We start from the raw sequence: 22,103 nt of genomic DNA, 5'->3' as shown, positions 1-22,103 counted from the left end.
AGCTCTCAAGGCTGGAAATGGCAGTCACTCCTCAGTGGACTGCCTTCCCAAAGAATCCCTTCTCAAATCAACTTCAAGCGCAAAATCGTCATATGCGATTCCCCTGCCCACGAGGGGGAGATCGGCAGCATCGATGGCAGCGCCAACCTACCCCACAAACCCCACCTTCTTATGCGACCCATCGCAAAACGGCTTGTTGGCCGAGTGGCCGCAGCGGCAGAGGAAGGTGCGTTGTGTGCGGTCGATCGTGTGGCCAGTGCCGGTGACGATCTCGACATTGCCTTCGAGCTTGAGCGGGCCGTTGATGGTCGGCGTCACTTTCAGCGGGCCATTGCGCGCTTCGAGCGCCGGCGCGTCCTTCAGCGCCGGTTCGCCGGTGGCGGTGAAGCCGGCCTTGTTGTGGCTGCCGTCGCAGAACGGCTTGTTTTCGGAAGCGCCGCAGCGGCACAGCGTGGCGCGGTAAAAGGTCTCGCCGTCGAGCACGATCTCGGCATGCACCGCCAGCGGGCCGTTCTCACGGACGCGCACGGTGTTGACCACCGGCGGCTGTTCCTGCGGCCCGCCATCCTTCCTGACATAGGTGATGGCGCCGGACGGGCAGCTTTCGGCGATGGCGACGATCTTCTCGACGCTGGCGGCGTCGGGATGGATCCATTGCCCCGGCGCGTTGGGCACGAAGACATGCGGGTCGCCGAGCACGCAATTGCGCGAATGGATGCAGCGCTTGCCGGCAAAGCCGACGTCGATCTTCTCACCCTCGACCGTGCCTGCCATTGCCGTGCTCCTCTTGCCTGGGGCGCGTCGCGTCTGAACAGACGCGTCGCGCTTTGGGTATCGGCAAAGGCTATGGCTCCCGTGGGGGAGACCGTCAAGCTGGCAAACCGGTCAGGGGACGAGATTGATCTCCTCGGTCTCGTCGCCACTGCAGGTGTAGCAGCAATCCTCGCATTTTTCCTTGTTGCCGGGGCCGACGCCCCAATAGGTGCCCTCGTCGCCATCGACCCAGGCGCCGTAGCAGATCGATTCGCCCTCGTTGCAGGAGATCGGCAGCGACTTGGTCTCGCCATCGTCGAGATAGAAGTCCTTGCCGTTGCCCGGCCAGACATAGTCGCGGTCCTGGCTGTAGAGCTCAAGGCGCATGGCGTTGGGATGGCTGTTCTTGACCTGGAATGTCACATCGCCGGCATGGGCGGCTGGTGCAAACAGGATGGCGAGCGAAAACGCGGCGGCAAGCCGGCGCGCTGGTATGAAAGACATGAAAACCCCCGATGAAGAATCGGCCCCCGCGGCCGATGGAGTCATCATGCCATGACAGGGGCCGGCGCTAAAGGGATTATGGCGACAATCCCTGATATAATCGCAGGAGCTAAACGAGGAACCGGTGTCATTGCAGGCTTCGCCTATCGTTGCCAGAACGGCAGCTTGGCGATCTCTTCATCGACCTGCCGCCTGGTCAAACCGATATCGTCGATCAGATGCGGATTGACTTCCGAGATCCGCTTGAGGTCCCAGCGATAGCGTGTCTGTTGACGCCAGGCCGCGATGATGTTCCGCAGGGTGGCAACGCTATAACGCCGGCGCGATGTCTGCCCCACACACATTCCCCGCCGCACTGCCTGATGCGGGGCCGATGCAAGAATATTGGTCATGACAACCTCCATATGCTTTGGCGCCCATATGGTTTGAGAATGGGCGGCCTTTGATCCGAACGAGGTTGAATTCTGCAGGATATGGAGGGCGCCGTAATTAAGCCCTGCCAAATAGTTCTCAAAAGTTCCAAACAGGCCCTAACGCGTTGTTTTGGCGTCATTCCCCGGGGGAGACGCTGCGTGCTTTTCCCGGTGAAACCGCCTCACACTTTTCCCGGAATTGCTCTATAGATGCGCCCTATGCAGGGATCGCGCTTTGCCTTTGGTCCGTTCGTGCTTGATCCGGGTGCGGGAACGCTGCTTCGGAACGACGATCCCGTTGCCGTTGGCTATCGCGGGCTGAAGCTGCTTGCCGCGCTCGTCGGACGGCCCGGCGAAATCCTGGAGAAAGCCGAGCTGATGGACGCGGCGTGGCCGGGGACGGCGGTCGAGGAAGGCAACCTCACAGTGCAGATCGCGCAGCTGCGCAAACTGCTTGGTCCGCCCGCCGATGGCGGCGAATGGATATCGACGGTTCCGCGCGTCGGCTACCGCTTCACGGGCGCCATCGAACAGCTCGACCGGGCGAAGCGTAAACCCTTGCCGCTGCCAGACAAACCATCGATAGCGGTGCTGCCTTTCGTCAATCTCGGCAACGACCCCGAGCAGGAGGCCTTCGCCGACGGGTTGACCGAAGATCTGATCACCGACCTGTCCAGGGCTCCGGGCCTGTTCGTCATCGCGCGCAACTCGACCTTTGCCTACAAGGGCAAGGCGATGGACGTGCGCGCGATCGCCGAGGAACTTGGCGTGCGCTACCTCCTGGAAGGCAGCGCCAGACGCGCCGCGGGGCGCGTGCGCATCAACGCCCAGCTGGTCGACGCGATAAGCGGCGAGCATCTGTGGGCCGAACGCTTCGATCGCGGCCTGGACGATATTTTTGCCGTTCAGGACGAGGCCACGGCCAAGATCGTGGAGGCGCTGCTCGGCCGGCTGCGGGCGCCGCCGCCACGCAACCGGCCGACAAATCTCGAGGCCTACGATCTGTGCGTGCGGGCGCGCAAGCTGATCGACGAATCACCACAGACGGCACGGGAAGCGCATCTGCTGCTGACGCGCGCGGTGTCTCTCGATCCGGATTACGCCGAGGCCCATCGCTGGCTTGCCATGAACCACTGGATGGGATGGGTGCATTGGGGCGAGCCGGTTGAACCCAACCGTCGCATCGCGTTGGAACTGGCGCGCAAGGCGGTGGCGATCGATCCCAACGATGCCGGCTGCCGTTGGGTGCTCGGCAACCTGCTTGCCTATGAGCGCAGTTTCGAAGAGTCGGAAGCCGAATTCGCCAAAGCATTCGAACTCGACCCGAACGAGGCAGACGCCTGGGCGACATTGTCCGATATCGCGGTGCTGGCCGGACGGGTCGAGGAAGGCCTCGAGCACATCCGCAAGGCGTTCCGGCTCAACCCCTATCCGGCAAGCTGGTACTATTTGACGCTCGGCGAGGCGCAATATGCGGCGCGCGATTATGAAGCCGCCGTCGAGACCTTGCGTCGGGAAGAGACCTACCGGACGAGCTCACGCCGCTTCCTGGCGGCGAGCCTGGCGCAGCTCGGCCGGCTCGACGAGGCGCGCGCCGAAGTCGAACTGTTCCTCATCGGCAACCCGCATTTCACGACCAGTTACTGGGTCTGGACGGAGCCATTCCGCGACACCGCGATGCGCGATCATTTCGTCGACGGTTTTCGCAAGGCAGGTCTTCCGGACTGACGTGACCTCCTGCGTAGGTTCAGGAGGCCCCAGTCACGGCACCAGATCGATCGTCTCGGTCGTGTGTTCCACGCAGATGAAGCAGCAATTGTCGCAAGGCTGGTCGTTATCCGGCCCGACGCCGGCCGAAATCCGGTCATTGCCGTCGACCCAGGCGCCATAGCAGATGCGCTCGCCCTGATTGCAGGACAGCGGCACCGATTTCTGGGAATTCGGGTCGATCAGGAACACCTTGCCGTTGCCCGGCCAGACGGTCTCGCGGTCGCGGCTGAACAGCTCGACCGCAACCGCTTGCCTGCGCAGGTTCTTGACGAAGAAGGCCATGTCGGCGGCCCTGGCCGAGGTCGTGCAGACGAGCGCCGCGAGCACGGCCATACGAAACAGCGTCACGGTCGGACCTCCCGAATCACCGCCGCAGAATCGCATGGCCGCCCATGCCTGTCGCTCGCTTTTGGAACTATTTCACGGAAGGACCTTCCGCCATGATCTCCCGCCCCAGCCGTACCGTTTCGCCGACGAGAAGGTCGAGATCCTCTCGCCTTGTGCGGTGGTTGGCGATCGCCACGCGCAGCCAGTGTTCGCCATGCACGGTGGTGTCGGACAGGGCGGCGATGCCTTGTTCCTGCAACCGCAGCATGATCTCGGTGTTGAGCGTCTTCAGCGCCTCGCCGGTGACGCCGGGCTGGTAGCGGAAGCAGACGATGTTGATGGTCGGCGCCATCGCCAGCTCCAGCAGCGGCTCGGCCTCGATCAGCCCGGCCAGATAAGAGGCTTGCGCGATGTTCTGGTCGATCAGGCGGCCGAATTTCTCGACACCATGTTCCTTCAGCGCCATCCAGACTTTCAGCGCGCGAAAGCCGCGCGAGGTCTGCAGGCCGTAATCGTGCAGCCATTCACCGGAGGCGAGGCCACGCGGCATCGATTCCAGATATTCCGGCGTCACCGCGAAGGTCCTGCGATGCGCGACGGCATCCCTGACCAGCGCGCAGCCGACCTCGAACGGCGCGTGCAGCCATTTGTGCGGATCGAGCGCGACCGAATCGGCCCATTCGATGCCGACAACGCGATGCGCGTTGTCGGGCGCAATCGCGATCAGCGCGCCGATGCAGCCGTCGACATGGAACCACAGGCCTTCCTCATGTGCGAGTTTGGCAAGCGCCCACAGATCGTCGATCGCGCCGGTATTCACCGTGCCGGCATTGCCGATGACGCAGGCCGGCTTGAACCCGGCTTCGCGATCCTCCGATATCGCAGCCCGCAACGCCGGTATGTCGATGCCCAGGCCGGCGTCGGTCGGGATGCGGCGCAGCGCCCGGTTGCCGAGGCCGAGCGCTTCCATCGCCTTGCGGTGACAGGAGTGGATCTGGTCCGAGCCATAGAAACGCAGCGGCTTTTCGATTGCCGCGACACCGTGCTCGCGCACGTCGATGCCGGCCTTCGTGTTGCGCGCCACCGTCAGGCCGATGATGTTGGCCATCGTGCCGCCGCTGACCAGCGTGCCAGAAGCGGAAGCGGGAAAGCCCAGCATCTGCTTGCACCAGTTCACCACCTGGCTGTCCATCAGCCCGGCGGCGTGGTTGCCGCCGCCGAGATTGGAGCCCTGGATTGCCGCGAGAAAGTCGCCGAGCGCGCCGGTGAAGTTGCTCGACCCCATGTACCAGGCCCAGAAGCGCGGATGGATGTTGCCCATCGGGTAGGACATCACCGTGCGCGAGACCTCGCCGTAGACAGCGGCCAGCGGCGCCGGCGATCGCGGCAAGGGTGCCGCGAAGGCCTCTCTGACATCCGCCGGCATTTCCCGCCACGCCGGACGGTCCCTGACATCGCTGAGATAATCGACGGCATCGTCGATGACCTGGTGCGACAGGGCCTGCACAGCGGCCCAGTCAGTGGGGTCGAGCGTTTCCTCGGCGCCGAGGGTTTCCTGCGCGATGTCCATGGCCGGTCTCCCGTCAGGCCACCGGGAACTGGCAGCCGGGCGTCGAGCGCGACAGCGCCATCTCCTCGGCGTCCATCTCGGCCTCGATGCCGTCGAACAGCGGCGTCGACATGTAGCGCTCGCCGGTATCGGGCAGCATGCACAGGATCACCGATCCGGCCGGCGCCTTTTCCGCGACCTGCCGCGCCACGGCGAAGGTGGCGCCGCCGGAAATGCCGGTGAAGATGCCTTCCTTCTGCGCCAGGGCCTTGGCCCATTTGATGCCTTCGGGCCCGGCAATCGGCACCACCTCATCATAGAGGCTGGTGTCGATCGCTTCCTGCAGCACATTGGGGATGAAGTCCGGCGTCCAGCCCTGGATCGGATGCGGCTCGAAGGCCGGATGGCTGGCGACAGGGGCGCCACCTGCACCGCGTTGCTGCCCCTTGCCGCTGCCGATCAGCTGGGCATTGGCCGGTTCGGAGAGCACGATGCGGGTATCCGGCCGCTCGCGGCGCAGCACGCGCGCCACGCCGACGACGGTGCCGCCGGTGCCGTATCCGGTGACGAAGCAGTCGAGCCGCGAGCCGGCGAAATCATTGACAATCTCTCGCGCCGTGGTCGCTTCGTGAATGGCGGCGTTCGCCGTCGTTTCGAACTGGCGGGCGAGGAACCAGCCATTGGCCTCGGCCAGTTCCACCGCCTTCTTGTACATGCCAAAACCCTTTTCGGCGCGCGGCGTCAGCACCACCTTGGCGCCGAGCATGCGCATCAGCTTGCGGCGCTCGACCGAAAAGCTGTCGGCCATGGTGACGACCAGCGGATAGCCCTTCTGCGCGCAGACCATGGCCAGCCCAATGCCGGTGTTGCCGCTGGTCGCCTCGACCACCGTCTGGCCGGGTTTCAAGGCGCCGCTGCGCTCGCCTTCCTCGATGATGTTGAGCGCCAGCCGGTCCTTGACCGAGGCGGCAGGGTTGAAGAACTCGGCCTTGGCATAAATCGTCGCATGGGCCGGTGCCAGATTGTTGATGCGGATCACCGGCGTGTCGCCGACGGTGTCGAGAATGCTGTCGAACAGGCGACCGCGCCCGGCCGTGGACCTGATTTTCTGTCGATTCAACATCGTTGATCTCCTCGATCGTGTTCATCTTCACAGGCCGGTTACAAACCGGCGGGTTGGGCGGCGAGGTTTCGAGACATGGCCGCGCTAGGACTGGCATGCCGACGATGCGGCAATGACGGTGCCCGGCGGGCGATTCGCCCCGGATGCGCCGCGTCGTGTTTGGTGATACAGCAAGGGCCGACGGGCCAGCGTGGGAGCAGACGTGGAAACGCACGTGGAATCCGCACCTTCGAGGCTGGACGGCTATAGGCCGCGCCTGACCGTGCGCCTGCTCGGACCGCTGGAGATCCTGCGCGATGGCGTGCCCGTGGCGCTACCGGCGTCGCGCAAGCTGCGCGCGCTCCTGGCCTATCTGGCGCTGGCGCCGCACGCGGTGGGGCGCGGCCGCCTGTGCGAACTGCTGTGGGATGTGCCCAACGATCCCCGCGGCGAATTGCGCTGGTGCCTGAGTAAGCTGCGCGCCGCCCTCGACATGCCGGACAGGCGCCGGGTTTCCACCCAGGGCGATACGGTCGCGCTCGATCTCGGGGGCTGCCTTGTCGATGCGCTGGAGCTCAGCCATGCCGCGGCGCAAGGGATCGCCACGCTTGATGTGGAGCGGCTGCAGGCGCTGGCAGGACTGTTCGCCGGCGATCTGCTCGACGGGCTGGAGCTGGAGCGGAGCCCGCTTTTCGACAGCTGGCTGGTCGCCCAGCGGCGGCGTTTTCACTCCCATCACGCCGCCGTGCTGGAACAGCTTGTCGCGAACCTGCCGGCGGATGGCGACGAGACGGTCGGCCATCTCGATCGATGGGTAGAGCTGGCGCCGTTCGACACGCGCGCCCACGCGGCGCTGCTGGCCGGTCTTGCCCGGCGCGGCGAGATCGGCGCGGCCGAGCAGCATCTGGCTTCAGCGGAGCGGTTGTTCCAGTCAGAGGACCTGGATTTCGCGCCGCTTCGCCAGGCCTGGCGGGCGATCCGAGACCAACGCGCCTCGCACCAGGCACCGCCGGACCACCTGTCCGCGGTATCGCAATTGGTGGCCCCATCAGGTGATGCCGGCCCGGTCGAACCCAGCCACGCTTCGCTGGCGGTGATGCCGTTTGTCGACGAAAGCGGGGCGCGCGGCGGGCTGGCCGACGGTTTCACCCACGACATCATCACCGTCTCGCCAAGCTCCGCGATTTCTTCGTCATCGCACGCGGATCGGTGTTCGCGCTGGCCGAGAAAGCCATCGCGCCGGAGGAGGCCGGCAGAAAACTTGGCGTCGACTATGTCGCCACCGGCACGGTGCGCGGCCTGACCGGCCGCCTTATCGTCAGCGTCGAGCTGGTCGAGGTGCGCACCGCCAGGATCGTCTGGGCCGAGACCTTCGAGCGCCGGCCCGACGACCTGTTCGCCGTGCTCGACGATATCGGTGACAGCATCGTGTCGTCGATCTCGGCCGAGATCGAAACGGTCGAACGCAACCGGGCCATGCTGAAGGCGCCCAACTCGCTCAATGCCTGGGAAGCCTATCATCGCGGTCTCTGGCACATGTACCGCTTCACCCAGGCCGAGAACGAGCAGGCGCGGCATTTCTTCGACAAGGCCCTGCAGCTCGACCCGACCTTTGCCCGCGCCTATGCCGGCCTGTCCTTCACCCACTGGCAGAACGCCTTCCAGCGCTGGGGCGACCGCGACCGCGAAAGCGCGCTGGCCTATGAAAGCGCCAGCCACAGCCTCTTGGTCGACGACCACAATCCAGCCGCGCACTGGGCGATGGGCCGGGCGTTGTGGCTGCGCGGCGAGCAGGACGGGTCGCTGTCCGAACTGGGGCGGGCCGTGGATCTCAGCCCGAATTTCGCGCTCGGCCACTACGCGCTGTCTTTCGTCCACTCGCAGTCGGGCGACCCTCGGGCGGCGATAAGCTCGTCGGACCATTCGCGGCATCTCAGCCCCTTCGACCCGCTGCTGTTCGGCATGCTGGGGTCGCGCGCCATGTCGCATGTCCGACTCGGCCAGTTCGAGGAGGCGGCCGAATGGGCGCTGAAGGCAGCGGCGCGGCCCAACGCCCATACCATCATCCTGGCGATCGCCGCGCACTGCCTGGCGCTGGCCGGCCGGCTCGATGAGGCGCGCGGCTTTGCCGCCGCTATCCGCAAGACATTGCCTGATTACCGCGCCGACGATTTCATCGGCACGTTCCGCTTCGACCCCGATGCCGAGGCGCTGTTCCGGCAAGGCGCGAGGCGCATCGGGCTCGGCTGATTTCGCGCTTGCAGCCCCGTTAACGAAGTTGGAAGGAGTTGCTTAACGGTTCACCTCTATCTGACCCCTCGGGGGGTCCATGGCAAAGTGAGTATGATGAGCGACAGCCCCGACAAGCGCAGCGCCGAATGGCGCGCCATTCTCCATGTACAGGCCCGCGTCGCCGTGCTGTTCGTTCCCGTCGTCGCCAGCCTGCTGCTCATAGCCGCGCTTGCCGGCAATGACCGCAAATCCGTTCCCGATGTCGACCGGACGGTCACCGGGTCGGTGCGATAGATCACACGGACAGTGCTCGAGCCTTAAACGGCGGAACCCCGTGCGCCGCCGAACATTGTCCTCCAGGACAGTCCTGGAGGACATGATGACCAGAGCCCTCGACGTCAACGACAACACCGCGGAAGATCCGGAGCGTCCGCCGCGGCCGCAGACCGGCGACCTCAGGAAAAAGAAGGTCGAAGGAAAGGCTTTCCAGGTGAACGAGAACAGCGTCGACAATCCGGCACCGGCGCCGGCGACGCCAAAGCGCGGCTGATCCAAGGAAGATGGCGTGCGCCTGTCAGGGCGTGCGTTGCGGCAGCATCCGCTTGAGCACGTCGTCCTTGCGGATGAAATGGTGCCACAGCGCCGCCGCCGCATGCACACCGGCAAGGATCAGGATCGAATTGGCGCAGAGGCTGTGGAGTTCCCTGATGTACCGGGCCGTGTCGCGATCCGGCGAAACCGGGGCCGGGACGGTGAAAAGGCCGAAGAAGCTCAAGGCATCGCCCCGGTACCAGGTCAGCAAGATACCGAGAACCGGAATGGCTACAAGCAGCGCGTAAAGCACGAGATGCGCGATCTTGGCCGCCGATCGTTCGAGCGGCGACATTTCTAGCGGCAGGCCGGGCGCTCCCAGCGTCAGGCGCAGGCCGAGACGGATGACGACCAGCGCGAAAAGCAGCAGCCCGAACGAAATATGCAGCCACCAGACGAGCGCGCGGCCGGGATCGCCGCGCGGAAAAAGCTCCTCCACATAGGTCAGACCATAAAGGCCGATGACCAGCAGAAACACCGCCCAGTGGATGGCCTTCTGCGTGCTTGTGTAGGTGGGGTGCATGCGAGGCTTCCAGTTTTGAAGGTTTCTAAACTAGCCGCGATCATGTCAAAGCTTTGTCCGGGCGAGGCATTGGCCGCACTCGAAAACGCGGTGAACGATTCGTTCTTTGGGGGCCGGGCTCTGGCCATGGTGATCAGGCGGACAGTGGAAGGGGCAAGCTGTCAGTTCGCTGACAACAAAGGCGTCGGCCCGCAACCCATGCCTCAGACGACGAAAAGCCCGGACGAACCGGGCTTCGGATTCTGAATCGTCGAGCGGTTCGAACTCCGCCATTCGCCTGATGCGGGCTCAATAAAACCTTGGGATCGGGCCGTTCTGCGGCGTCGTGCGGTCGCCGAGGTCGAGAAAGATCTCGTCGACATAGCACCATCCCCAGCCTTCCGGCGGATCGTAGCCCTCGATGACGGGATGGCTGGTGGCGTGGAAATGTTTTGTCGCGTGGCGGTTGGGCGAGTCGTCACAGCAGCCGACATGGCCGCAGGTGCGGCAGAGCCGCAGATGCACCCACCACGAGCCGCTCTTCAGGCATTCCTCGCAGCCGAGCGCGCTCGGCGTCACATCCCTGATCCCAGCCGCGTGTTTGCATTCATCCGCCATCAGTCTCTCCTGGCCAGTTGAGGCTCAACTATTCCTTTTGCGCAATTCCCAAATACGAGAGCGCTGCGCGCTTTTCCCGGGAAAACCGTTACACACTTCTTCTGGAATTGCTCTCCATGGCTTGGCTGCCGTCTTGCGCAAGATAGGCATGCAAGGCGGCGACCACCTGGGCGCCTTCGCCGACGGCCGCCGCGACGCGCTTGACCGAGCCGCAACGCACGTCGCCGATGGCAAATACGCCGCTGCGGCTGGTCTCCATCAGGCCATGTTCCGGTCCGAGTTCCGACCCGGTGCGGATGAAGCCCTTGGCGTCCAGCGCCACATTGCATGGCACCAGCCAGTCGGTGTTGGGGTCGGCGCCGATGAACAGGAAGAGGTGGCTGATCGGGCGCGTCGTCTCTTCGCCGCTGACGCGGTTGCGCCAGCGGACAGTCGCGAGATTGCCCTCCTCGCCCTCCAGCGCCTCGATTTCGGTCTCTGTCAGCACCTCGATGTTCGGCTGCGCCTTGATGCGCTCGACCAGATAGCGCGACATCGAGGCATCGAGACTGCCGCCGCGCGCCAGCAGCGCCACCTTGCGCGCATGGCTGGCGAGGTAGACCGCCGCCTGTCCGGCCGAATTGCCGGCGCCGACCAGCGCCACTTCTTGGCCGGCGCATAGCCGGCCTTCGATGGGCGAGGCCCAATAGTGCACGGAGGTCCCCTCGAACTGCGACAAATTGGCGACATCGAGGCGCCGATAGCGCGCGCCGCTGGCGATCACCACCGCGCGCGTGCGCACCGTCTCGCCGTCACCGACATCAAGCAGGTAGCGGGCGCCTGAATTGTCGGCCGCCGCGCTCAACAGCTTCGCCTCGTCGGGAATCACCATTTCGACGCCGAATTTCTGCGCCTGATTGTAGGCGCGCGCCATCAGCGCCATGCCGGTGATGCCGGTGGGGAAACCGAGATAGTTCTCGATGCGCGAGGAGGCGCCGGCCTGCCCGCCGAAGGCCCGGCAATCGAGCACAATGGTCGACAGTCCTTCGGAGGCCGCATAGACCGCCGCCGCCAGCCCCGCCGGCCCGGCGCCGACAATGGCGACATCATACAGCGTATCCGCATTGATCGGCCGCAGCAGGCCGATGCAGCGGGCGAGATCCTTCTCGCCGGGATTCATCAGCAGCCTGCCGTTCGGGCACAACACGACCGGCAAATGATGGGGATCGACCTCGAAACGTTCGACCATGGTTTTGGCGCAGGGGTCGCTGCCGGAATCGAGCACGCGGTGCGGCTGGCCGCTGCGAGCCAGGAACCCTTGCAGCCGCAGCACGTCGGCATTGCCGAGCGGTCCGATGATGATCGGCCCGCTGGTGGCGCTTTCCAGCAGCCCGACGCGGCGCAGGATCAGTGCCCGCATGATGCGCTCGCCGAGATTGGCCTCCTGCACCATCAGGTCGCGCACCCGCCGCGAAGGAATGACGAAGGCCTCGACCGGCTCGGCGGCCTCGGCATTGACCAATGAGGGACGGGCCGAAAGCTGGGCCAGTTCGCCGACGAAGCTGCCGGGGCCGTGGGTGACGATCGTCTCGCGCCGGCCGAGGCCATCCTGGGTGATATCGACCTTGCCCGACAGCACGACGATCAGGCCGGGCGCGACATCGCCCGCCTTGATGATGTGCTCGCCGGCCGCATAGGCACTGGCCTCGCCGAAACGGCGCATATGGTCGATGTCAGCCTCGCTCAGCGTGGGAAAGGCCTGGTCGCGACGGGCACCGAAGATTGCTGTGGAGGATTGAGACATGGCTGCGAGCGTAGCGAAGTGGCCGCGCGGTTTGAAGCGGTTTGTTCGGGGACTAGCCGGGAGGGGAGGTTGGCGGCAAAGAAAAAGCCCGGACGAGCCGGGCTTTTTTGGGTTTCTGAGCCATCGAGCGGTCCGAAACGGGAATTTGGTGCCTAGAAGAGGCGAGGCGTGATCATACCGGGGAGCGCAACGCCAACAGAGGAGCTTGCGCAATGACCGCCGACACACTGCCGACCGCCGGCACTGGGCCATCTGGAGCCCCTTCGAGCTTGCCGAGTTCCTAAGCGAGCACCGACAGGGAAAGGCCTTGGCCCGTGGTTGGAGCCTTGTGCCATGACCGCATGATGGCCGCTACCATAACCTGAGGCACCGGCCCGGACGGGTGGGGGCCGGAAACATGCAAAGGCCGGCAAATGGCGTAATTGCGTGGTCGCGGAAGCTAGGGCATGAAGGCTAGTAACGATGCGGCCACAGCTTCAACACAAGACCGACAACCAGACCGACAAGGAAGCCGAGTGGGCCGGTTATAAATATTCCGAGCAGCGGTCCCTGGTTCGCTTCGGGCGTGATGATAATCGGCCCGACGAAGCCGCCAAGAAACCCGATAGCCCCTAAGATCGCTCCCCACTTGAGCATGGTATCCCCTACGGCCAGTCGCGCTATTGCAGCAACTTTATCGCGCCGAAACAAGCTCTGCATTAGAGTCCGCTTGCGCAACCCAGAGGACAATATGCTGCGAGGCGCACTGCTCCGACTCATCGGAATTCCGCGGCCGCGCAGTTTGAAGCCGCTTTGTTCTGCGCCTGGCCGGGAGGAGAGGTTGGCGGCAAAGAAAAAGCCCGGACGAACCGGGCTTTTTCTTTGGGTTTCTGAACCATCGAACGGTTCGAAACGGGAATTTGGTGCCCAGAAGAGGACTCGAACCTCCACTCCTTGCGGAACACGGACCTGAACCGTGCGCGTCTACCAATTCCGCCATCTGGGCTGGTGCGGGCTCATGTAAGCGGGCAAGCGATTGCTGTCAACGCGCTTTTTGGACCATGCCGCCGAAAGCTGGAATCACAGCTTTGGCAGAAGCGCATGTGCCAGCCAGGGCGGCAGTCTCCGCTTGCCGGCTCAGCAAGCGTCAGCCCTCCAGCACTTCCTTTGACGCCACGGTCGAATCGGCGTTGAGCTGGTAGATGACCGGCACGCCGGTGCCGAGTTCCAGCTTGACGATCTCCTCGCCCGACTTGCCGTCCAGCGCCATGATCAGCGCGCGCAGCGAATTGCCGTGCGCGGCGACCAGCACCGTGCCGCCGCGCAGCACGTGCGACTGCATGTCGTGCAGGTAATAGGGCCAGACGCGGGCGCCAGTGTCCTTCAGGCTTTCGCCGCCGGGCGGCGGCACGTCGTAGGAGCGGCGCCAGACATGCACCTGCTCCTCGCCCCATTTCTTGCGGGCGTCGTCCTTGTTGAGACCGGAAAGGTCGCCATAGTCGCGCTCGTTGAGCGCCTGGTCGCGGATGGTCTTCAGATCGCTCTGGCCGACCGCGTCGAGAATGTGCTGGCAGGTTTTTTGCGCCCGGCTCAGCGCCGAGGTGAAGGCGATGTCGAACTTCAGGCCGCGCGCCTTGAGTTTCTGCCCCGCGGCCTTGGCCTCGGCATGGCCCTGCTCGGTCAGGTCGACGTCGCGCCAGCCGGTGAACAGGTTTTTCAAATTCCATTCGCTCTGGCCATGGCGCACGAGCACGAGGGTTCTCGACATTTTTGCTCCTACAAAAGCAATTCCAGGAAAAGTGTGAAGCGGTTTTCCGTCTGGAATTGCGTTAAAACAAGGTGGTTCGCTTCAGCTCAGGCCGAGCACGTCCCGCATCGAATAGAGTGCCGGCTTCTTGCCACGGGCCCACAGCGCCGCCTTGACGGCGCCGCGGGCGAAGATGGCGCGGTCCTCGGCATGATGCGACAGCGTGATGCGCTCGCCGGTGCCGGCCAGGATGACGCTGTGGTCGCCGACCACCGAACCGCCGCGCAGCGTGGCGAAGCCGATCGTGCCTTGCTTTCGCGCACCTGTATGGCCGTCGCGTGAACGCACGTCATTGCCGGCCAGCGTGATGCCGCGCCCGGCGGCGGCAGCTTCGCCGAGCAGCAGTGCCGTGCCCGACGGCGCGTCGACCTTGTGCTTGTGGTGCATTTCGAGGATCTCGATGTCGAAATCGTCGGCGTCGAGCGCGCGCGCCGCCTGTTCGACGAGCACCGCCAGCAGATTGACGCCGAGGCTCATATTGCCCGACTTGACGATTGTGGCATGGCGCGCCGCCGCGGCGATCCTGGCATTGTCGTCGGCGGAACAGCCGGTCGTGCCGATGACATGGACGATGCGCGCCTGCGCCGCGTAGCCGGCGAATTCGACGGATGAGGCCGGCGTGGTGAAGTCGAGCACGCCGTCAGCCTTGGCGAAGACCGGCAGCGGATCGTCGCCGATCGGCACGTTGATGATGCCTATGCCGGCGAGTTCACCGGCGTCCTTGCCCAGATGAGGCGAATCCGCGCGCTCGACCGCGCCGATGACGCGGGCGCCCGGAATGGTGTGGATGGCGCGGATCAGCGTCTGGCCCATGCGGCCGGCTGCACCCACCACCACAAGGCCCATATCGCCCGCCGGCTTGCCGGTTGTTGCCGATGTCTCGCTCATGCCGTGCTCCCGGCGCTGCCCTGGGTCTCAAAGTCCCGAGGCGAAGTCTGGATCGGCTTGCTGTCGTCGACAAGCCCCAGCCCCTTCTTGCCCTGCACCCGGTGGAACCGCGCATAGACGCTGTGCGGGTCGGCCATCAGCGCGGCATGCGTGCCTTCCTCGACCACCCGGCCCTGTTCCATGACGACGATGTGGTCGGCATTGACCACCGTCGATAGCCGGTGGGCGATGACGATGGTGGTCCGGCCTTCCATGACATGGGTCAGCGCTTCCTGGACGCGGGCCTCCGCCTCGTTGTCGAGCGCCGAGGTCGCCTCGTCGAGAAGCAGGATTGGCGCCTGGCGCACGATGGCGCGGGCGATCGAGACGCGCTGGCGCTGGCCGCCGGACAGCGTGGCGCCGTTCTCGCCGACCGGCGTGTCGTAGCCCTGCGGCTGCTGGCGGATGAACCCGTCGGCCGCCGCCTGTTGCGCCGCCCGTTCGATCTCGGCGTCGGTGGCCGACATGCGGCCATAGCGGATGTTGTCGCGGATCGTGCCTTCGAACAGATAGGGCGACTGCGAGACATAGGCGATCGAGCCGCGCAGCGACTGCTTGGTCACCTTGGAAATATTCTGGCCATCGACCTCGATGGTGCCGGACTCGACGTCGTAGAAGCGCTGCAGCAGCGCCACCAGCGTGGTCTTGCCGGCACCCGACGCGCCGACGATGGCGGTCATCTTGCCGGCGGCGGCGACGAAGCTCAGCTCCTGCAGCACCGGCGTCTCCTCGACATAGCGGAAGGAGACATTGTTGAAACGCACCTCGCCCGTGGTGAAGTGCGCCTCGACGGCGTCAGGCGCGTCGCCCTGCTGCGGCTCGAGGTCGAGCAGTTCGTAGATCATGCGGGCGTTGACCAGCGCCCGCTCCATGCCGACCTGCATGCGCGCCAGGCGCCGGGCCGGGTCGTAGGCCAGGATCAGCGCGGTGATGAAGGAAAACACCGCGCCCGGCGGCTGGCCGAGAACGAGTGCCCGGTAGCCGGAATAGGCGATGACGGAGGTGACGGCGAGGCCGGCCAGCATGTCGGAAATCGGCGCCAGCCGCTCCGAGACGCGGGCGATCTTGTTCGAGCGCTGTTCCGCTGTGTCGGCCAAGGCGCCGATGCGGCTCGCCAGCTGATCCTCCATGGTGAAGGCCTTGACGATGGCGATGCCTTGCGTGGCTTCCTGGACGGCGCCGATCAGCCGGGAATTGATCAGCACGGATTCCCGCGTGATACGCCGCACGCGACGCGTCAGGTAGACGACCGCCCAGATCAGCGGCGGTCCAATCAGCAGCGAACTCAGCGATAGAACCGGATCCTGGTAGATCATGATGCCGACAAGGCCGACCAGGGTCACCGCGTCGCGGGTGATGGATGTCAGCGTGATCGACAAGAGGTCGCGGATGCCACCGACATTCTCGTTGACCTGCGCCGCCAGCCGGCCGGAGCGCGTGTCGTTGAAGAAGCCGACGCCGAGCTTCATCAGATGGTCGAAGATGCGTTTCTGGTAGCGCGCCACCAGATTGTTGCCGATCGTGGCCAGCGCCACCGCCTGCCCGTAGCCGGCGAAGCCGCGCACCAGGAAGGCCCCCATGATCCCGGCGCAAATCCACACCACCAGGTCGCCGCGCCGTTCGTAGAAGATCTGGTTGACGATCGGGCTCATGATCCAGGCCGTGAAGGCGGTCGTGCCCGACACCAGCAGCATGCAGCAGATGGCGACGACATAGGACCAGCGATGATCGCGGCCGTTTTCGGAGAGGATGCGGCGCAGCACGGCGTTGACTTCGCCAACGCTGGCTTTCTGCTTGTTTGGGGCTTGAAGTGTCAAATCGGGAGCTTCGTGGGTTTTCCGCCTGGGACCGGGCTGCAATTCGGCACTCCTCTTAGCGCCATGCGGCCGGCTTGCCTATGCCCGCGGCTGATTAACTTCGTCGCGGGCGCCCCGACGCTTCGCGCTGGGGATTCAGGCCTGCCAGCGCCGGCCCGCCGTCTGGACGCCGAACAGCGAGGGATTTCGCGCATAGGCGGCAAGGCCGAGAAGGGCGGCCAGCGGATGGGTGATGACATAGACGGGCATGGTGCGCATCAGCGCGCTGTGCGGCGCCTTGTCCTCGAAGGCGGCGCGGAAATTGCCCTCCTTCAGCGCCGGCACGATTTTTTGGGCGATGCCGCCGGTCAAGAACACGCCGCCACGGCTCATGAACACCAGGGCAAGATCGCCTGCGGTGCGCCCAAGGCAGGTGACGAAGGTCTCCAGCGCTTCCTCAGCCACCGGATCGGTCTTGGCCAGGGCCGCGCCGGTGATCTCGGCCGGCGTGGTGAAGGGCGCCGGCTTGCCGTCGGCCTTGGCAACCGCCCGATAGACGTTGACGAGGCCGCGCCCGCACAGGATCTGTTCGCCTGAAATGCGGCCCTCGAGCTTCTCGATATGCGGGAAAACCTCGAAATCGCGCGGCGTGCGCGGACCGATGTCCATATGGCCGCCCTCGCCGGGCACCGGGATCCAGTGGTGCAGCGCATAGACCAGCCCGGCGACACCGAGTCCGGTTCCGGGCCCAAGCACGACGCGGCCGGCATTGGGCTCCGGCGTGCCGCCGCCGATCTTTTCCATATGCTCTTCGCCAAGCGCCACGACAGCCAGCGCCTGCGCCTCGAAATCGTTGAGCACGACGATGTCGCTCAAGCCGAGATTGGCGAACATCTGCTTCGGCTTGACGACCCACGGGCAATTGGTGAGCTCGATCTCGTCGCCGTCGACCGGACCGGCAACCGCCAGCACCGCCGAATTGGGGCGGACCGAAGAGCGGTCGAGCACCGCCGCCTGGATCGCCTCATCGATGGTGTTGAAATTGGCGGTCTGGACGATTTGCGGCTCGGTCGGCTCGGAATTGGCGTCAAGCACGATCGAAAAGCGCGCATTGGTGCCGCCAATGTCGCCGATCAGGATCGGAAACCGCAACGACGTGTCGGTATCGCTTACGCTTGGCATGCTCTCGTCCGTCCCCGGCGCCCCTGACGGCGTCACGCCGTTCCTCCGTTGACTAGCGCATGAGTTTGAAAAGGGAAACGGTTTTCGAACCCCTCCACGCGCGGAACGGGGTTCTGCGGCCATACAGCCACTATTTCCCGAAAACAGCTCGCTAAACCGATTGAGCCGACCGCAGTGGCAATCAGTTCGCGTGCGGCCTTGGCCGTGGCACCGGCGCGCCCATTCTGGGGGTGGCCGCGAAGGCATTCGCAGGGCTTGGCAGTTCGTCCGCGCCGCTGGCCGTGATGGCAGGCTGGGACGGGGCTTCCGGTTCGGGCGCCGCGACCGCGACCGGCACGGCGCCGCCGTGATAGGTCGCCGCCTCGGCCGAGGCAGGGCCCGGCGCGTCGAGTACGGCGCGGCATTCCTTCGGCAGGTTGGCCATCGTCATCAGGTCGCGGGCCTTCGGCGCGTCGGGATTTTTGTTGGGCCGCCAAGGCTCCTCAGTGAACCACCAGGCCAGCGGCTTGCCGCAGCCGTCATCATCCGGCGTCGCCTCCTGCCCCTTGCAGTTGGGCGAGCCCGGCTGGCAGCCGATGCGCATGTGGAAATGATAGTCATGGCCCCAGAACGGCCGGATCTTGCGCAGCCAGCCACGGTCGCCCTTGACGGTGTCGCAGAGCTTTTTCTTGATGCCGGGATTGACCAGGATGCGTTCCACCTCGGGGTAGCTCGCCGCCCGCTTCAAGAGCGCCGTGTGCTGCGGCGTCCACAGCGCGTCCTTCACCAGATGTGTCTTCTCGTCGACCATCAAGGTGGCGCTCATCGATTCGCGCTGCGCCCTGGTCATGGTGCGGTCAGGCATCGGCGTCAGCCAGATGTCGGCATCGAGCCCGATCTGGTGCGAGGCATGGCCCGTCATCATCGGGCCGCCGCGCGGCTGCGAAATGTCGCCGATCAATAGGCCAGGCCAGCCGTCGGCGGCGGCGTCGCGCGACAGTTTCTCGATCAGCGCGATCATCGCCGGGTGGCCCCAGCGGCGGTTGCGCGAGGGTCGCATGACCTGCCAGGTCGGACCGTCCATGGGGATGGCGACACCGCCGGCGAAGCAGCCCTTGGAATAGAAGCCGAAGGATTGCGCGGCGGTCGCGGTCGGCAGTTTTTCGGCACCGAACAGGTCCTTGGCCCGTTCCTCGGCCGCCGCCGGCTGGACGGCGAGGCCAAGCAGACCGAGCACCGCTGCCAGCAGTGATTTCTTGCCCAAAGCAATTCCAGGAAAAGTGTGAAGCGGTTTTCCGTCCGGAATTGCGCCAAAGCAACCTGATGGCCGCATTGCTGTCCTCATGAACCCGGATCCCCACCGCATCCCAAGGCCGAATCATAGCACGCAACGCAGCCTGCTTCGATCGCCCTACTCCTTCGCAATTCCTGAGGGAAAACCGTTTCACGCCTTTCCCGGAATTGCTTAGCCCTTCATCGGGCTGCGCGCTTGGCCGTCGCGCCAGTCGCCGCTTGCCCACATATGGTCGAAGGCGGCGCGGTAGTCCGGGAAACGCAGGGAATAGCCCGCCGCCTTGATCGCCGCATTGGCGACACGCTTGTTCTCGCCATAGAAGGACCGCGCCATGGGCGAAAGTTGGGCGGTGTCGAAAGGAATTTCCGGCGGCGGCTCGACGCCCATCAGCGATGCGGCATAGGCGACGACATCCTGCGGCGGCGCCGGCTCATCGTCGGTGACGTTGAAGATGCCGCCTATATTGCCTGCGATAAGCCGCCACAGCGCCCCGGCGATATCGTCGCAATGGATGCGGTTGAACACCTGATCGGGTTTGACCAGCCGCCGCGCTGTGCCGTTTTCCAGATTGACCAGCGCATTGCGGCCCGGGCCGTAAATGCCCGACAGACGCAGGATCGCCACCGGCTTGCCGATTTCCTCGCCGAGTTTCAGCCACCCCTGCTCAGCCTCGACCCGCATGACGGAGCGCTTCGACACCGGCCGGCACGCGGCTGTTTCGTCGACCCAGGCGCCGCCATAATCGCCATAGACGCCGACGGTCGAGAGATAGCCGATCCATTCGAGCCCCGGCATCCCCGCGATCGCCTCCCGGGCGGCATTCAGGACGGGATCGCCGGCCTCTTCCGGGGCGACCGAAATCACCAGATGCGTGGTTTTTTGCAGCGCCTCGCCGATTTCGCCGGTCAGCTTGCCCTCGAACAGCAGCGGGGCGATGCCGGCCTGGCGCAACGCCTCGAATTTTTCTTCCGAGCGCGTTGTCCCGAGGATCGCAACTGCACCAGTGTTGGCCCTGGCCAAGGCCTTGCCGGAATAACCGGCGCCGAAGATGAAGATCTGCTTTTCGCTCATGCATGCGCCCTGTCTGGCCGCGCCAGGCGCCATTCCTCGCGCACCGCCGCATCGTTCTCGGTTTTCAGACCGGCCGCGGCCCGCGCGGCATATTCGGCGTCAGGCACCAGCCGCGCCAGCGCCCATATTGCCGCGCCCCGCACCAGCGGCGCGGGATCGCCGAGCAGCGCGCGCACAGGGACGGCCAGCCCGGCATCGCCGGAATTACCGGTTGCAATCAGCACGTTGCGGATGAAGCGGTCGCGGCCGATGCGCTTTATCGGCGAGCCGGAGAACAAGGCGCGGAAGGCAGCGTCGTCCAGTTCGAGCAGGTCGGCGAGCGCCGGCTCACGCAAATCGTCGCGCGCGGCGAGCTTTGCTTCCGATGCCGCGCGGGCGAACTTGTTCCACGGGCAGGCGGCCAGGCAATCGTCGCAGCCATAGATGCGGTTGCCGATCTTTTCGCGGAATTCGTGCGGGATCGGCCCCTTGTTCTCGATGGTGAGATACGAGATGCAGCGCCGCGCATCGAGCCGATAGGGCGCCGGGAAAGCATCGGTCGGGCAGGCGTCGAGGCAGGCACGGCAGGAGCCGCAATGGTCGATCTCGGCGCGGTCGGGCGCGAGTTCGGCCGTGGTGAAGATGGTGCCGAGGAACAGCCAGGAGCCGTGCTCGCGGCTGACCAGATTGGTGTGTTTTCCCTGCCAGCCAAGGCCCGCGGCTTGCGCCAGCGGCTTTTCCATCACCGGCGCGGTGTCGACGAACACCTTCACGTCGCCGCCGGCGCGCGCGACGATCTTGCCGGCGATTTCCTTCAGCCGCCCCTTCATCACATCGTGATAATCGCGGTTCTGCGCATAGACGGAGATGGCGCCCCGGTCGTGCCTGGCCTGTAGCGCACGCGGGTCGTGGTCCGGGCCATAATTCATCGCCAGCACGATGATCGAGCGCACGTCAGGCCAAAGCGTGGAAGGCTCGCTGCGCCTTGCAATCGTCTCGGCGATCCAGTCCATCGAGCCGTGAAAGCCGTCGGCGACGAATTCGGCGAGCCGCGCCGGCGCCGCCGGGATCGCATCGGGAGTGGTGACGGCAATGGCCTCGAAGCCGGCGCGCTGCGCCTCCGCGTCGATCAGCGCTCGCAGTTTTGCCGCGTCAGAAGTCGAGGTCCGCATAATGCGACACCGGCGACAGGCCGCGCACGCGGTCGGTCAAGAGCGGCCGGAAGGAGGGCCGCGATTTCACTCGCGTGTACCATTCGCGCGCCGCGGCATGTTCGCGCCAGTCGATCTCGCCCAGATAGTCGAGCACCGACAGCGTCGCGGCGGCGGCGAGATCGGCATAGGTGACCCTGCCGCCGGCCAGCCAATGGCGGGTGCCGGCTAGCCAGTTGGTGTATTTCATATGCTGGCGTATGTTGGCGCGCGCCGCGCGGATCGCGCCCGAATCGGGTGAACCGCCGCCCGCCGTTTCCGGCATGATCGGCTTCAGCACGCGTTCGCGCACCAGATGGCGGGTGACTTCGCCTTCGGCCTTGTTGAGATACCAGTCGATCAGCCGGCGGATTTCGGCGCGCTGCATCGGGTCCTCGGCGAACAGCCGCTTGTCGCGCTTGAGCACCCCGCGGGTCTCGTCGAGATATTCCGAGATCACCGTCGCGCCGACGATCGGCACGTCACCTTCGGCGAGCAGGATCGGCAGCGTGCCGGCCGGGTTCAGCGCCAAAAACTCCTTGCGCCGCGTCCACGGCTTTTCCTCGATCAGCGCCAGCTCCTCGCCATACTCGCCGAAGGCGAGGCGGACGAAGCGGCAGGTTGCGAACATGGGATGGTGGAAAAGCGTCAGCATGGTTCCGCGATGATAAAGCGCACTGGTATGGTTTGGATTTGAAGTTCCTGTCCCCTCAACGGCATCCGCGTTAGGAACTTCAAATCCAAACCACACCAGA

21 protein-coding genes, 1 tRNA gene and 1 pseudogene are annotated in these 22,103 nt (G+C 65.1%); 4 read left to right on the top strand and 19 right to left on the bottom strand.

The features are described from left to right. Positions 1-147: 147 nt before the first annotated feature. The 3 genes from ACWGS8_RS33525 to ACWGS8_RS33515 form a co-directional block, all read right to left on the bottom strand. Positions 148-774: a CDGSH iron-sulfur domain-containing protein gene (locus ACWGS8_RS33525; protein WP_454584943.1), complete on the bottom strand. Its 627-nt coding sequence runs from the start codon at positions 772-774 to the stop codon at positions 148-150. Positions 775-885: 111 nt separating this feature from the next. Further along, the gene (locus ACWGS8_RS33520; RefSeq protein WP_454584942.1) at positions 886-1,257 is read right to left on the bottom strand and encodes a hypothetical protein; all 372 of its coding nucleotides are present in this window, start codon (positions 1,255-1,257) and stop codon (positions 886-888) included. A 143-nt stretch (positions 1,258-1,400) separates the two neighbouring features. Next, positions 1,401-1,649, bottom strand: a complete 249-nt coding sequence (locus ACWGS8_RS33515; RefSeq protein WP_454584941.1) for a DUF1127 domain-containing protein — start codon at positions 1,647-1,649, stop codon at positions 1,401-1,403. A gap of 231 nt (positions 1,650-1,880) precedes the next feature. Between ACWGS8_RS33515 and ACWGS8_RS33510 the strand changes: the two genes are divergently transcribed. Then, entirely contained in the window at positions 1,881-3,398 is a 1,518-nt protein-coding gene (locus ACWGS8_RS33510; protein WP_454584940.1) for a winged helix-turn-helix domain-containing tetratricopeptide repeat protein, read from the top strand. Between the two features lie 33 nt (positions 3,399-3,431). Here the strand turns inward: ACWGS8_RS33510 and ACWGS8_RS33505 are convergent, their stop codons facing one another. The 3 genes from ACWGS8_RS33505 to ACWGS8_RS33495 form a co-directional block, all read right to left on the bottom strand. Continuing rightward, entirely contained in the window at positions 3,432-3,788 is a 357-nt protein-coding gene (locus ACWGS8_RS33505; RefSeq protein WP_454584939.1) for a hypothetical protein, read from the bottom strand. A 67-nt stretch (positions 3,789-3,855) separates the two neighbouring features. Further along, complete coding sequence (locus ACWGS8_RS33500; protein WP_454584938.1) at positions 3,856-5,337, bottom strand: pyridoxal phosphate-dependent decarboxylase family protein; 1,482 nt, start codon at positions 5,335-5,337, stop codon at positions 3,856-3,858. A gap of 13 nt (positions 5,338-5,350) precedes the next feature. Further along, a complete protein-coding gene (locus ACWGS8_RS33495; RefSeq protein WP_454584937.1) occupies positions 5,351-6,439 on the bottom strand; it encodes a PLP-dependent cysteine synthase family protein in 1,089 nt (362 codons plus the stop codon). Between the two features lie 214 nt (positions 6,440-6,653). Here ACWGS8_RS33495 and ACWGS8_RS33490 point away from each other — a divergent pair. From ACWGS8_RS33490 to ACWGS8_RS33480, 3 genes and pseudogenes are all read left to right on the top strand, one after another. Then, a pseudogene (locus tag ACWGS8_RS33490) lies at positions 6,654-8,668 on the top strand (BTAD domain-containing putative transcriptional regulator). 96 nt (positions 8,669-8,764) lie between these two features. Continuing rightward, a complete protein-coding gene (locus ACWGS8_RS33485; protein WP_454584936.1) occupies positions 8,765-8,944 on the top strand; it encodes a hypothetical protein in 180 nt (59 codons plus the stop codon). Positions 8,945-9,029: 85 nt separating this feature from the next. Next, positions 9,030-9,200 carry a hypothetical protein gene (locus ACWGS8_RS33480; RefSeq protein ID WP_454584935.1) on the top strand — a complete coding sequence of 57 codons (171 nt, stop codon included), beginning with the start codon at positions 9,030-9,032 and terminating at the stop codon, positions 9,198-9,200. A gap of 24 nt (positions 9,201-9,224) precedes the next feature. Here ACWGS8_RS33480 and ACWGS8_RS33475 read toward each other — a convergent pair whose 3' ends face one another. The 13 genes from ACWGS8_RS33475 to ACWGS8_RS33415 all read right to left on the bottom strand — a co-directional run bounded on the left by ACWGS8_RS33475 (position 9,225) and on the right by ACWGS8_RS33415 (position 22,003). After that, positions 9,225-9,764 (bottom strand): cytochrome b, encoded by a 540-nt coding sequence (locus ACWGS8_RS33475; RefSeq protein ID WP_454584934.1) that lies wholly within the window; start codon positions 9,762-9,764, stop codon positions 9,225-9,227. A 288-nt stretch (positions 9,765-10,052) separates the two neighbouring features. After that, positions 10,053-10,361: a UBP-type zinc finger domain-containing protein gene (locus ACWGS8_RS33470; RefSeq protein WP_454584933.1), complete on the bottom strand. Its 309-nt coding sequence runs from the start codon at positions 10,359-10,361 to the stop codon at positions 10,053-10,055. Between the two features lie 88 nt (positions 10,362-10,449). Next, a complete protein-coding gene (locus ACWGS8_RS33465; protein WP_454584932.1) occupies positions 10,450-12,144 on the bottom strand; it encodes an FAD-dependent oxidoreductase in 1,695 nt (564 codons plus the stop codon). A gap of 453 nt (positions 12,145-12,597) precedes the next feature. Beyond that, on the bottom strand, positions 12,598-12,780 hold the full coding sequence (locus ACWGS8_RS33460) for a hypothetical protein (protein WP_454584931.1): 183 nt from the start codon (positions 12,778-12,780) through the stop codon (positions 12,598-12,600). A 264-nt stretch (positions 12,781-13,044) separates the two neighbouring features. Further along, a tRNA-Leu gene (locus ACWGS8_RS33455) sits at positions 13,045-13,129 on the bottom strand. Positions 13,130-13,270: 141 nt separating this feature from the next. Further along, positions 13,271-13,891, bottom strand: coding sequence for a 2,3-bisphosphoglycerate-dependent phosphoglycerate mutase (locus ACWGS8_RS33450; RefSeq protein WP_095202892.1), 621 nt, complete (start codon positions 13,889-13,891; stop codon positions 13,271-13,273). A gap of 81 nt (positions 13,892-13,972) precedes the next feature. Further along, positions 13,973-14,818, bottom strand: a complete 846-nt coding sequence (gene dapB, locus ACWGS8_RS33445; protein WP_454584930.1) for a 4-hydroxy-tetrahydrodipicolinate reductase — start codon at positions 14,816-14,818, stop codon at positions 13,973-13,975. Further along, positions 14,815-16,674 (bottom strand): ABC transporter ATP-binding protein, encoded by a 1,860-nt coding sequence (locus tag ACWGS8_RS33440; protein ID WP_454584929.1) that lies wholly within the window; start codon positions 16,672-16,674, stop codon positions 14,815-14,817. Before ACWGS8_RS33440 ends, dapB begins: the two co-directional genes overlap by 4 nt. 135 nt (positions 16,675-16,809) lie before the next feature. Next, positions 16,810-17,835: a glucokinase gene (locus tag ACWGS8_RS33435; protein ID WP_454584928.1), complete on the bottom strand. Its 1,026-nt coding sequence runs from the start codon at positions 17,833-17,835 to the stop codon at positions 16,810-16,812. 181 nt (positions 17,836-18,016) lie between these two features. After that, positions 18,017-19,180 (bottom strand): penicillin-insensitive murein endopeptidase, encoded by a 1,164-nt coding sequence (gene mepA, locus ACWGS8_RS33430; protein ID WP_454584927.1) that lies wholly within the window; start codon positions 19,178-19,180, stop codon positions 18,017-18,019. A gap of 99 nt (positions 19,181-19,279) precedes the next feature. Further along, positions 19,280-20,179 carry an SDR family oxidoreductase gene (locus ACWGS8_RS33425; protein ID WP_454584926.1) on the bottom strand — a complete coding sequence of 300 codons (900 nt, stop codon included), beginning with the start codon at positions 20,177-20,179 and terminating at the stop codon, positions 19,280-19,282. Further along, the gene (gene queG, locus ACWGS8_RS33420; protein WP_454584925.1) at positions 20,176-21,330 is read right to left on the bottom strand and encodes a tRNA epoxyqueuosine(34) reductase QueG; all 1,155 of its coding nucleotides are present in this window, start codon (positions 21,328-21,330) and stop codon (positions 20,176-20,178) included. Before queG ends, ACWGS8_RS33425 begins: the two co-directional genes overlap by 4 nt. Continuing rightward, positions 21,311-22,003: a glutathione S-transferase family protein gene (locus tag ACWGS8_RS33415; protein ID WP_454584924.1), complete on the bottom strand. Its 693-nt coding sequence runs from the start codon at positions 22,001-22,003 to the stop codon at positions 21,311-21,313. Before ACWGS8_RS33415 ends, queG begins: the two co-directional genes overlap by 20 nt. Positions 22,004-22,103 lie beyond the last annotated feature (100 nt).

It is taken from the genome of Mesorhizobium sp. 43Arga (assembly GCF_053714255.1).
The sequence above is the reverse complement of the archived record's forward strand: the minus strand, read 5'-3'. Positions and strand labels throughout refer to the sequence as shown.